Origin of the sequence: Chryseobacterium sp. WLY505 (genome assembly GCF_030846215.1) — a bacterium.
In the GTDB taxonomy this organism is placed as follows: Bacteria; Bacteroidota; Bacteroidia; order Flavobacteriales; family Weeksellaceae; genus Chryseobacterium.
In genome coordinates, this window is the sequence record NZ_JAVCWI010000010.1 from 135469 (window position 1) to 148694 (window position 13226).

The following is a 13226-nucleotide window of genomic DNA, read 5'->3' on the forward strand; positions in this document are numbered from 1 at the left end:
AAGGCAGATGACTACACTGTGATTCATCAGACCTTAAAAAAGATAGATATCAGTATATGAAAAGAAGATTGCTATTTGGTGAACGCATGTTACTGGGAGATGGAAAAGAACCTTTCAACGCGGTCATTCCGTTCAGACTAAGAGGGACTTTTACATTAAAAGAGATCCAGCAAGCTTTAGCCCAGATTCAAAACAAACACCCATGGCTAAGAGCATTAATCAGCCATGATGAAAAAAATATTCCATGGTTTAATGTTCCTGAAAAACCTGTTTCTATTCCTGTAAGAATTGTCACCAGACAAAGTGAAGATCAGTGGCAGGAAGAATCCAGGAGGGAATGGAACACCACCTTTAATTACGAAAAATTTCCCCTGATCCGTTTTATCTGGATCAAGGGGGAAGACGTTTCTGACATGCTGTTTGCGTTCCACCATTGTCTTTGCGATGGTGGTTCTGCAATGGCCTTTTTGAAAGAATTTCTCATCGTTCTGGACAATCCGGCTGCGGATATCGGGGTAGAAAATCCGATCATGGGAATCCAGGATGTGGTTCCTTCCCCTATTCTGAACAGCAGAAGACAGAAACTGAAAGCTAGATTTATCGGAAGACTGGCTGCTACCGCGATCAAATGGATTCCTACAGGCAAAAAAGCTGTGGAAAGACAGAGTGATTACCTCATCCATTGGAAGCTGGATGAAACGGTAAGCAAAGAATTAATCACTTACTGCAAATCCCGGGGGGTAACGGTAAATACATTTTTAAGTGCGGCGGTATTGCAGGCATTTAAAAAAGGAAGAGCAGAAAAGTCCTTCAATAAAGTTTCCTGTCCGGTAGACATCAGACGTTTTGCAGGACAGATCAAAGAAGATCATATTTTCGCTTTCGGGCTGATGATCGTAGTTTCTTCTGATGAAAAGCTAAGCTTTGAGGATAATCTCCGTGCCATGCAGAAATCTGTGGAAAAAAAGACCTCAAAACTGAATCCCTATATCACCATGATGGTCATGGAATCCGGGCATGATGCCCTGAGTAATTTCACCAGGCTGCTGAAGAACGGAAAATCCTCCAACGATTGTATGTTTTCCAATCTGGGACGCATTCAGATTCCTCATGAGTACAAGGAGTTTACGGTAGATACGATTTTCAGTCCGTCAGTAATAGGACCGCTGGGAAATACCACTACAATGGTAACCTCAACGTACCGGGGTGAAATGGATTTTTCATTCATGGGAAGCGAAGGATATTTACCTTACACAGATGCGCTGACAGTTCGTGAAGAGGTAATGCAGGTCATCCATTCTCAACTAAAACAAATGGCAGTATCATGATCAAAAGACCTTTAATGATGGTGGAAAGGATCATGTATGTAGATCCGGAAACACCCTTAAACTGTATTTATACAGCAAGAATCAACGGAGAGATTCCTGAAGAAAATTTTAAAACGGCTTTAATAAGAATCCAGCAGAAACATCCTATTCTAAGAACGAATATTGATCATAAGATCGGAAACTATCCTTATTTTATGGGGCAGAAAGATATTGAACCTATTCCGCTTCGCATTGTAGAACGTACAACAGACGATGACTGGCTCAAAGAATCCGAAAAAGGATGGTTTAAACTTTTTGAAACGCCCAAAAAACCACTGGCCGAAGTGGTATGGGTAAAAGGACAGGATACCTCCGAAATTCTTTGGATCATGCCTCACTGCATATCCGATGGAACCACCGGGGTCACTTTACTACGTGAACTTTTAAGCTTGCTGGACAATCCATATGGGCCATTAATTCCTTATGTTGCTTTTGAATCAGTTGATGATTTCCTGCCTTCGGATTTTAACATCGGAATAAAAAAATATAAGGCTGCCCTTTACCTGCTGTTTGCCAAAATTTTCTTTTCCATCCAGCGAAAAAGTAAAAAGAGAAATCAGGGGAAAAACTACGCTATTCACTGGAAAATGACTCCGGAAGAAACGAAAATGATCACTGAAAAATGTAAAGCCAACGCTATTTCTGTCCATGCTTTGCTGTGTTCATCGGTGATGCAGGCGTTCCGTGATATTCAGGGAAACCGCGCCAAAGGCAAAGTAATCAGTCCTGTGGACGTACGTCATTTTATTCCGGAAATTAAAGAAGACTATTTATTTGCTTTTGCCCCAACCGTAGAGCTTTCCATCAGGAAAAAAAATAATGATGTAATGGGCAATGCCAGGGAGATCAAAAAAAACCTTACAGAAAAAATCAATAAAATGGAAGCCCGCGAACTCCTTTGGATGGGTGAACATATGCATCCTGTTGTAGAGCGTATGATCAACATGCTGAAATCCAGTGAAGGCGGGCACGATATTACCTTATCCAATATGGGAAAGATCAATATCCCGAATGATTATAAAAATTTCAGTCTGGAAACAGTCTTTAGTCCTACCGTGGCCTTCCCATGGCTGAACTCAAATACTTTAGTGACCAGCACGTACAACCAGCAGATGGACTTTACTTTCATGTCCAATGAAAATTTTCTTCCCAAAGAAGAAGCTCATCTGATAAAAAACAGAGCCATTGAGCTGCTGACCATCCCTCTATGAAATTTAAAATAAAGCCTCCGAAGCCAAAACCTATAAAAAAGACTACCCTCAAACGCTTTCTCATTAAGCGGACGATTTATTATGTCCTTCCGAACGTATTTTTTAATTTCATTATTGCCTATGCCAGTTTCAAAGAATTGGGCTACACCCATTTTTTCTCAGGAACCCAAAACCTGGCCCGTCTTACCCTGCCGATGGCGATCTTCCTTCCGGTAGTTCTTACCATTGATATCATCAAAAGAGTAACGGATGCCGCCAGCCAGCAAGCCATAGAGTTTACACTAGACGAACAGCTGAATATAAAAAAACTCATGACCAGGCTTAGCATTATACACGGATTGATTACAGGACTATTGGTATTATCCCTACTCTTTATAGGACAGTATAATTTCTCAAAAGATTATAAACTGGACGCAATGGCAATGGCCGTGTTAGTAGGAATCCTGGCGGGAATTTTGTCTGTTATTTTTGTGTATTTACCCGTATGGAGGCTGAGAAGGTGGATGTGCAGAGTGACATCAGTACCTGCAGATATAAACCCATGATTTTTGAACATTAACAGCTATAAAGCTGTATATCATTTAATTAAAAATCAAAAAAGGATAAAACGATACCCGGATGGTCATAAAGCCACCGGGTATTTTCACGAACAGATCAACTTAATTTTTTTCTTTGAAACTTAATATTTGGTAAATTTTTTATATTTATATAATAATTTGCAAGAATTTTTCTTGGACAGAATGACTAACAATGTATGTACAGAATAACGGATCAGTTAAAAAATATAGGATTCAGTATCAATCGTTTAGATTACCTTATCAATAGAAATAAAAACAAAAGAGAATTCAATACCCTGGAATATTTTTGCATCTATATCATTCTGGAAGATATTCAGTTAACCATAGATAATGTTCCTTACCCGTTAAAAGGGGGAAATATCGCCTTTGTAGGGCCACAAAAGAAAATCGTTTTTGGGGAAACCAAAAGATCGGACGTGTATTCCATTGCCTTTTCATCCAGTTTTTATGAAAGATCAACCAAAGACAGCCTTTTTATCAATTCCCAGCTTTTTTATAATTATAATTCTGAAATATTTATCGCTCCTTTCTTCAATGCAGAACAGATGAGGGTGATATTCCTGGAACGTATGGAAAGTTTCCGGAAAAAAGATGAAAGCTTATATATAGCTGCTGCCCATAATGCCATAGAAAGGCTGATGCTGGACGCCCTTTTACATATTCCCACCGAAGAAATCAAGAAGGATATCAAATTTGACTATATGTACTATGTCAACCGGTTCAAAATTCTGCTGCAAAGAGATTACAAAAAGGCAAAGAAAGTGGCTTATTATGCGGAAGAACTTAATATCTCATCCAGGAAACTGACTGAGATGACAGAGTATGTACTGGGCAAAACCGCCAAGCATATCATCATTGAAAAACTCATTACCGAATGCAGAAAAGCCCTGAATTTTTCAAATTCCACCATCTCTGAAATATCTTATGATCTGGGTTTCAGCAATGAAGGAAATTTTACCAATTTTATTAAAAAACATACCGGAAAAAATCCCTCAGAAATGAAATAATTTGTATATTTACATAAGTAACCTTTTGGGGAAAAATACAGGTTATATGCTTGCAAAGTACATTATATTCATTTTGTTCTATTTTGCTATTACAAAATCATTTGGCCAGGCAGCAGACGGTTTAAGGCTTAACGTAAGGCTTTATCCGGTACAGATGCTTGCTATAGGCTCAGGATTTTCGGACGATGGGAATGAGTCTTCCTTCCGGGAGGTTCAGTCTGTAACCATCTCAAGTCCGACAGGGTTTCAGCTGAATGCAAAATATGATGAATATCGCAGTACAACCGGTAATTCCGGAAGTAACAGAGAAAAGTTTGAAGAATATCCTCTTATCAACCATTCTAAAGGAGTGGTTCAGGAGCAATATCCTATCCAACATGAGATTGAAAATGCTATGGAAAATTTAAGTGTCAACAGAAGTGACAACGAAAATTTTTTAATATTAACTCTAATTTCTCAGTAAAAAATAAAGCAAGGCCTGAAAAAATAACTATGCACTGAATAACAATCTTGCAATTTATTCATTCCCTATATATTAAGTAAAATTAATGTTTAAGATTAATAAAGCATTCTTTTTACTTTATGGTGATTTTATCAACATTTAAATGATACTTTTTATGTAATTATTCATAAAAAGTATTACTTGGTGCGCGCCTATTTCTCCGTAAAAATTCACAAATAATAAGTATCTTTTCACAAAGGCCCTGAAGTTCTTTGTATTTACCTTTGCATCCGCAATTTTAAAAACAATTAATACAAAAAAACGTCTTTAACCTTATGAAAAATTTTATCTTAGCATCTTTTGCTATCCTTGGATTCTCAACATTACAGGCACAAAATGTAACGCTGAATGTCAGACTTAAGCCTATCCAGACTCTTGTTGTTAACAACGCTCAAAAAGTCGTTAATTTAGACTATATCACTAAAGATGACTATGCCAACGGTGTATCTTCTGTAAACGCAGATCATTTAAGCATTTACAGCACAGGAGGATTCCAGGTAAAAGTAAGAGGGGGTAACGATGTATTAGAGTATGGAGGGAAAAACATCCAGGCTAACACCATCCAGATTAAAGCAAGCGCAGGTTCTGACGCGGTAAACGGTGCTCAATATGCTCAGAATGTACAATTATCAACTAACGAAGCTACTTTGGTAACTTCTTCTACCGGAGGTGTAGACAAAAAAATTAACATTGAATACAAAGGAGCCGGAGATAATAAGTACCTGAACAATTATATTGCCGGACAAGATCCTACAGTATACACTACTGAACTTACGTATACCATTATTTCTCAATAATAGCTATCATTATGTAATGATAAAGTGTTGTACCTACCCCAGCACTTTATCAACATTTAAAAACTAATCTCCGTCATGAGCAGACTCTCTCTTCTCCTTTTCAGTCTTCTTTTCCTATCATCTTTTCATGGATACGCACAAACAGGAGTTTCGGTTTCACCGCCAAGACTGTATTTTGAATCAGGAAACGGAAACAGCAATACCCAGACAATAACGGTAACGAATGTAAGTGCCAAAAATTCTCTGGATCTGGCTGTAAGTTTAGGAGACTGGGAATATGACGGCAAAGGTGAGAATGTAACGTATCCCGCCAATACCCTTCCCACTTCCTGCGCAAGTTGGGTTTCAGTCAAAAAAGAAGAGAATTACTTCACGCTGGCTCCGGGAGAAAAAAAAGATATCGAGGTTACCATTACCGTTCCTAATACGCTTTCCAATCAACTGCCTACCCATACGGCCGTTTTGTATGTAAGCCAGATGAATCCGGTAGATGATGTGGATCATAAAGGCGCCAACATCAAGGTAAGCATCCGTTCAGGAATCAAATTATTCCACAAGCTGCCTGCCGCCAAAACGAAAAAACTTGAAATCCAGAATCTGGTATACGGAAAAACAACCAATACAATCAACCTCTTTTTTGAAAATCAGGGCGATGTATGGGGTGACGGAAAAATATACACTGACTTTGTGAATACCCAAACCGGAAAAAAAGTATCACTGGATCCCGTTATCTTTTACTCCATGCCCGGAAATAAAAGAGAAATGGATATCCCTCTTCCGGCAAGCCTTGAAAAAGGAAAGTACACCGCTTCTGTAATGATTGATTATGGAGACAACAACAATCTGGAATTAGGAGAATTAAGTTTCAGCTATGAATAGTAAAAAACTCTTCTGTTTCTTTCTGTTGATTTCCCTGAACTGCTTCTCACAGATCAATTACAACTCATGGGTGAACAGTTACCTGCAGATTAATTCCTACAGCGGAAATACCAATCCCGATGCTTATACCTTTACGCTGGCTGGTAACGGCGCATTTAATATTCCTTACTGGAAAATATCCATGAAGCTGAAGCAGCCTATCACTTCTACTGACGGAAATTATACGATGCCTGCCAACAAAATATCATTTCAGCCCGTTTCCACTTCAGGACAGGCTTATCCGGGACCTGTGCCCACCATTCCTCAGATCGGAATGCCGTTAAATACTTTTCTTCAGGCCAACCAGGAAGTCTTTTTAATTCCACAGTCCAATGCAGCGTTGTACAATCAGCCGCCACAGCCCAACGGTTATTATAACCTGCAGGTAAAATACAGCCTGACCGTTATGGGAGGATCTTATCTGGGAAGCTACCCTTCCTGGACCCGATTTAACGCTCCGGTACAGTTTACAGCGTATGATCAGTACAACAATATTATTGGCAGAGGAGATCATATTTTTCAGTTCCACATCGGGCCACTCAGCGGAAGTCCGACCGATGTACCCGAAATGTCGCTTCAGTTTTCCGCAAAAGCAGTCAACGGATCACTGGAATTTAAAAGCATGTCGGATTATGTAAACGGAGTAAGCGTCACTTATTCCAATGGACTGATTGTAAAAAGCAATACCAATTACCAGATCAAATTACGTTCTCTTCAGGGGCAGTTCAGCTCTCCAGCCGGAAACTACATTGCTTTAGGAACCGTAAAAATGAATCTCATCCCCGTTTCTGGAAATAATGGGAATATATATCCTATCCTGCTGAGTGCTTCTCCCCAGCTTATTGCAACTGGAGGCTCCACCGGAAATTCAAGCTTATATTACGATATCCGATATTCCACCAAAGCCAATGATGAAAGACTGATTAATGCCAAATCGGAAGAATATTCCACCACCCTTCAATACGAGATTATCCCCCAATAACCATGCTTCAAGACCTGTTCAAAAAAATCTTTTTCATTTTTTTGATTTCGTTTCAGATATGGATTCCGGCGCAAAGCAGTTCCGGGATAAGCCTTGATATCCGTAATGAATCCAGAACAGATAAAACAGGGATCCTGGATCTGATCATCGTCCTTAACAATCAAAGCACCAATGATTTTAAAGGAAAAATAAATATTACCATTCCCCAAGGTTTCAGAAATATTTCAGGAAACAGTCTTCAGGCCGAAATGAAATCCGGAGAGCATCTTTTCATTCCGGTAAAGATCGTGGTCAGCAATAATGCCGTTTCAGGAGAATCCCGTCTGGGTTTCCGTCTTTCGGACCAGCAGAATAAAACAATGGCGGAAAAAGAAATACCTTACACCGTCACTGAAAATAATGCCATGCGCATCACGGCAGAAAACCCACTGATCTATGTGAATAAGGCCACCGATTCAGTAGAAGTAAGAGCAAGAGTTTCCAATCTTGGGAACAGAAAACAGCATGTAACGGTTGTATTTAAAATTCCGGAAGCTGAGCAGGGAAATGCTTTTATAGAGAAAACAGGAAGTATAGGGGTGCAGAAAGATTCAGTCTTTGTGTTCCGTTTTCTGCCTTCCCGAATCAGATCCCGAAGCACTCAGATTTCCGTCAATATTGCAGGTTTCAGAGAGCCGGACAGAGAAATATTCGGCAATACCAGTGTTTCCGTCCAGAATGTTTCTTCGGTGCAGCGTTATGAGGATATGGAATCCACCGCTTTTTCCAATTTTACCAGGAATACCATCACGGCAAGTTACAGACATGCCGGAGAAAACCTGGACATGTATCAATTGGTCGGTTCGGGAGGTTTCAACCTTGCTTCAGGATATATTTTCATCCGGGGAAATATCTATACCATGAAGAATCAGAGCGATCCTATTGTCAACAATACCTATCTGACCTATCACAGGGAAAACAGTGAATTCACCATCGGAAACATCAATAAATTACTGGAACTTTCTCTATTCGGAAGAGGGCTGGAATATTCCTACACTTCTCCGGATAAAGACAAAAAAATTGAAGCAGGTTTTGTAGACCAGACCTACAGCCTGATCGAAAGAAATTCTTTTCTGAAATATGGTTATGGATTTTATACCAGAGGAACTCTTGGAGCTCAAAACGCTTCCCGCAGTATCTCCGGAACGTATATTTTCAGGGATGATCCTTACGAAAAAGCCAGACATCATGTAGCCGGAACAGATCTTCAGTATGCTTTCGGCAAAGACTGGAGAACCAACACCAAGTTGTATGGCGGACTAAGTTTCTACGAAAACAACCAGCCCTCCAAGCCTTCTTTAGCTTTGGAATCCCAATATTCCGGAATGATCAAAAAGGTCAATCTGAACGGAAATTATTTCTACAGCACAGATTATTATCCCGGAAACAGAAGAGGAATTTTACAGATTCAGCAGAATTTCTCTACCATGATTTTCAAAGATCATTATGTGTATGCCAACATTGTGGCTTCCCATTTTTCGCCTAAGTTCTACTTTTACGACAACACCCTGAATTCAAGCAATATAAGACTGGATACAGGAATCAACTTCCCTAAAAAAGGGAATTTCGGGATGGGACTTGGCTATCAGTACCAGGAAGAAAACTCCAACTCTTATAATAATTTCTTCAATGCCCAGCCTTATGAGAACACAAAACAGCTGAAAGCCCAACGTTTTACGGAATACCTTACCTGGCTGAGCCCTGATAAGCAACACTCCTCCATCTTAAGCATGGAAACAGGATTGGTTCAATATCCCGACAACAACAAACAGCAGTTTCAGATGAAAGTAAGCGGAACCTACAGCTACAAATGGCTTACCGTGAACGGGATCTATCAGCACGGAAGTTATTTCCTTTCCGAATATGCTTTTTCAAAAATGATGAATAAGAGCACTCCTTACAAAAAGCTTTCCCTTTCTACTTTTGTGAATAAAAATTTCTTCAACCGTCAGCTGAATGTCACCTCAGGGGTTTCTTATACGGATGATGTTCTGTATGGAAAGTCGCCTTCCGGTTTTTTGAACCTGAAGTATTCAAGGGAAAAATATGCCCTGTACCTGAACTCTTCCTACTTCAGTTATACGGCAGGAAGTTTCACCAATAACCTGTTGACCGTTGAAGCCGGCGTTACCGTCAACCTCAGAAACAGCACCCTTGATCCGGGTAAAAAAGGTGATATCAAAGCATTTGTCTATTATGACCTGAACGAAAACAATATCTATGATGAGGGCGACAAAGAAGCGGCAGGCTATCTCATTATGCTCAACAATATTTCATTTAAAACCGACCCTTCAGGTTCTATCAGCTACCGTTCTATCCCTTACGGAAAGTATGCCCTGAAACAGGTGATCCAGCAAGGATGGTATTATGATGAAACCGAATTTACGGTAGACAAACACCACTACTCTTTTGAGATCCCTCTTCATCAAAACGGAACGACCCAGGGAAAAATAACCTATGATTTTGACACCAAAACAGCAGTAGATTTCACTCCCAAAGTCGGAGGTATTCTTTTCAATATTTATCGCAACGAACAGTTAGTACATCATATCATCACCGACGACAACGGGGAATTTGCCTCTTTTCTGCCCTCCGGAAATTACAGGATTGAGCTGAACAAAAACTCTCTGCCATCCAATACCTATTGCGAACGCTCTACTGATATTTTCAAAGTGGAGGCCGGAAAAATAGTACAATTGGAGCCTTTTGTGATTAAGGTAAGGGAGAAGGTGATTAGAGTGAAGAAGTTTGGGAGTTAAATAAAAAAAACAACAGTTTTATTTATTAATCAAATAATTTATAGATACAAAAAGGTTTCCCGTTTGTTTTACACCACAATTTTGTCTAAATTAATCCCCTCTTATTTTAGACAATAACACATGAAAATTAATAAACTCGAACCTCAGAAAGCATTAAATCCTGCATATAAAAAATTTAAGCCTTTAAGAGCGGATATTGATGATTTTTCATTGAAACTTCAAGACTGTATCAATGCTATCAATTTAGTTGACAGTAGAAATGAAAGTGAAGAACATTTAAAATCTCCGATATCAAAATTCCTTTCATCTACGTTCTATTCTGAAAATGAAATCAATACAAAGGAAAGAATTGATCTGGCAATCTATTTGGGTAAAGATGCAACTTCTGATGTAGGAGTTTTAATAGAAGCAAAAAAACCTAGTAACAGAGCTGAATTCCCGACAGAAAAACAACTCAATAAAAAGGCATTTCAGGAAATGCTGTTATATTACCTTAGAGAAAGAGTTGATTATAAGAACAACAATATTAAGCACCTTATTATAACCAATGGTTTTGAATGGTTCTTTTTCAATGCAAGTGATTTCTACAACTTATTTTATAAAAACAGTGAATTAATTAAAGAATACAAAGCGTTTAGAGATGGTCTAAAAGACACCATAAAGAACGAACTTTTCTATAATGAAATAGCAAAGAAATATATAGAACAGGTAGAAGATACTCTTCCGTTTGTTTATCTTGATTTTAGAAATAAAGAAGTTTCAAAATTTAAAGATAAAGAGCTTGTTAATATTTATAAGTTATTTTCTGATGTTCATTTACTTGGAAAAAGCTTTGGGAACGATAGTAATCAGCTTAATAAAGCCTTCTATAATGAACTGCTTCATATCATAGGACTTGAAGAAGTAAAAGAAAGTGGTAAAAAAATTATCCAAAGAAAAAAGAGTATAGAAGCAGATTATGGCCCATTATTAGAGAATACAATTTTTACTCTTGAAGACAAGGACTACCTTATCAAGGTTAAAAACATTCCTAATAATGAAGAAAAGTCTTTCACTGTTGGTTTGGAACTATGTCTTACTTGGGTTAACAGGATTCTTTTCTTAAAATTATTAGAATCTCAGTTGAGAAGTTATAATAATGATTCACCAGAATATAAATTTTTAAATTCAGAATTTATTCCTGGTTTTGATGCACTGAATGAAATGTTTTTCTCAGCATTAGCAAAGCCAATAAAAGAACGCCACCAACGATACGCAGAAAAATTTAAATATATCCCCTACCTTAACAGTAGCTTATTTGAAAAGAGTGAACTTGAAGACATCACTTTTGATATTACAGCATTGATGGATGAGGAAATGGAAGTTTTTTCATCTACAGTCTTAAAAAACTCCAATGGAAAAAAACAGACAGGAAAACTTAACACCTTAGAATATCTTTTCAAATTTTTAGATGCCTATGATTTTTCGGCAGATGCATCTGTTGAAATTAATGATAAGCAACAAAATAAAACATTAATTAATGCCTCTGTTCTGGGATTGATTTTTGAAAAAATTAATGGTTACAAAGATGGATCTTTCTATACTCCCGGTACTATCACAATGTTTATGTGTAGAGAAACATTGAGAAAATCTGTAGTTCAAAAATTTAAAGAAGAAATTACTGAAACCATTGAAACATTTGAAGATGTTATTGATTATTGCAATGCTTTTTTTAAGAAAGAAGATCGTAAGAAATTCAATGAAGTAGTTAACTCTATCAGGATTTGTGATCCTGCGGTAGGATCAGGACATTTTCTTGTTTCTGCTCTTAATGAAATGATTGTCATTAAAAGCGACTTGGGAATTTTAGGAGATGAGGATGGAAAAAAACTGCCATGTACAATAGAAATTGATAATGATGAAATTTATATTTCTGATGCTGATGGAGATTTATTCAGCTATAATCGCAAAGATCCGCAAAGTTTAAAAATTCAAAAAGCAATTTTTCATGAAAAGGAAACTCTTATTGAAAACTGTTTATTTGGTGTAGATATTAATCCTAATTCAGTAAATATCTGTAGACTGAGACTATGGATTGAGCTTCTTAAAAATGCTTATTATACAGATGAGGGAGAGCTACAGACACTTCCTAATATTGATATTAATATTAAATGCGGAAACTCACTTATCAGCAAGTTTGCATTGAATGACAGTTTAAAAAGTGCGTTTAAAAGCAAGGAAATTACATTCTCAGTCGAAGATTACAAACAGGCAGTAAAAGACTACAAAACCACCAACTCCAAAACTAAAAAGAGAGAAATTGAAGATATTATCAGTACTATCAAAAACAATCTCAAATCCAGTCTTGACAATAAGGAAAAAGAAAAAGTTTCCAAAGCATTAGGAGAATATCAAAATGAAGAACAAAGACAAAATAATTTAATTGCTTTTGGAGAAACCATAAAAAAAGCAGAAAAAGATAAACTCAAAAAACTCAAAATCAAGGCTGAACAAGCTAAAAAACAAAAAGAAGAAATTCTAAATAATGTTATTTATCGCAATGCTTTTGAATGGCGTTTTGAATTTCCTGAAGTATTGGATAATGATGGCAACTTCATAGGCTTTGATGTCATTATTGGGAATCCTCCGTATATTCAATTACAGAAAATGGGAGCTGCAAGTGATGCATTACAAACATTAGGTTATGAAACTTTTGCCAGAACGGGAGATATTTACAGCTTGTTCTATGAGCTAGGATATAATGTCTTAAAAGAAAAAGGACTTCTCACATTTATCACTTCTAACAAATGGATGCGTGCTGCTTATGGGGAAAGCCTCAGAAAATTTTTTGTAGATAAAACAAATCCAGAAATTCTAATAGATTTTGGTGGTACCCAGATATTTGATACAGCTACTGTTGATACTAATATTTTAATGTTTTCAAGGGATAAAAATAGGCAACAAACTTTAGCTTGTATTATAAAAGAAAAGGAGTTAAAAAATTTGAGCGATTATTTTAGACAGTTTGCTGTTCTTACAGATTTCAATTATTCAGAAAGTTGGGTTGTTTTATCATCAATTGAAAAA

Annotated in this window: 10 protein-coding genes; all 10 read left to right on the plus strand. The window is 37.4% G+C overall.

Annotation, left to right across the window (positions count from 1 at the left end):
• The first annotated feature begins 56 nt into the window (after window positions 1-56).
• A complete protein-coding gene (locus RAH34_RS18370; RefSeq protein ID WP_306597086.1) occupies window positions 57-1328 on the plus strand; it encodes a condensation domain-containing protein in 1272 nt (423 codons plus the stop codon).
• On the plus strand, window positions 1325-2578 hold the full coding sequence (locus RAH34_RS18375; RefSeq protein WP_306597087.1) for a hypothetical protein: 1254 nt from the start codon (window positions 1325-1327) through the stop codon (window positions 2576-2578). The genes RAH34_RS18370 and RAH34_RS18375 overlap by 4 nt, the downstream gene beginning before the upstream one ends.
• Window positions 2575-3123, plus strand: a complete 549-nt coding sequence (locus RAH34_RS18380; protein WP_306597089.1) for a hypothetical protein — start codon at window positions 2575-2577, stop codon at window positions 3121-3123. The genes RAH34_RS18375 and RAH34_RS18380 overlap by 4 nt, the downstream gene beginning before the upstream one ends.
• A gap of 209 nt (window positions 3124-3332) precedes the next feature.
• Window positions 3333-4163 (plus strand): AraC family transcriptional regulator, encoded by an 831-nt coding sequence (locus RAH34_RS18385; protein ID WP_114819222.1) that lies wholly within the window; start codon window positions 3333-3335, stop codon window positions 4161-4163.
• Between the two features lie 46 nt (window positions 4164-4209).
• Window positions 4210-4626 (plus strand): hypothetical protein, encoded by a 417-nt coding sequence (locus tag RAH34_RS18390; protein ID WP_306597090.1) that lies wholly within the window; start codon window positions 4210-4212, stop codon window positions 4624-4626.
• 314 nt (window positions 4627-4940) lie between these two features.
• Window positions 4941-5462 (plus strand): hypothetical protein, encoded by a 522-nt coding sequence (locus RAH34_RS18395; RefSeq protein WP_114819220.1) that lies wholly within the window; start codon window positions 4941-4943, stop codon window positions 5460-5462.
• 75 nt (window positions 5463-5537) lie between these two features.
• The gene (locus RAH34_RS18400; protein WP_306597091.1) at window positions 5538-6341 is read left to right on the plus strand and encodes a molecular chaperone; all 804 of its coding nucleotides are present in this window, start codon (window positions 5538-5540) and stop codon (window positions 6339-6341) included.
• Window positions 6334-7362, plus strand: coding sequence for a hypothetical protein (locus tag RAH34_RS18405; RefSeq protein ID WP_306597092.1), 1029 nt, complete (start codon window positions 6334-6336; stop codon window positions 7360-7362). The genes RAH34_RS18400 and RAH34_RS18405 overlap by 8 nt, the downstream gene beginning before the upstream one ends.
• A 41-nt stretch (window positions 7363-7403) precedes the next feature.
• Window positions 7404-10160, plus strand: a complete 2757-nt coding sequence (locus RAH34_RS18410) for a hypothetical protein (RefSeq protein WP_306597093.1) — start codon at window positions 7404-7406, stop codon at window positions 10158-10160.
• A gap of 120 nt (window positions 10161-10280) precedes the next feature.
• A partial coding sequence (locus RAH34_RS18415; protein ID WP_306597094.1) for an Eco57I restriction-modification methylase domain-containing protein occupies window positions 10281-13226 on the plus strand: 2946 nt, incomplete at its 3' end.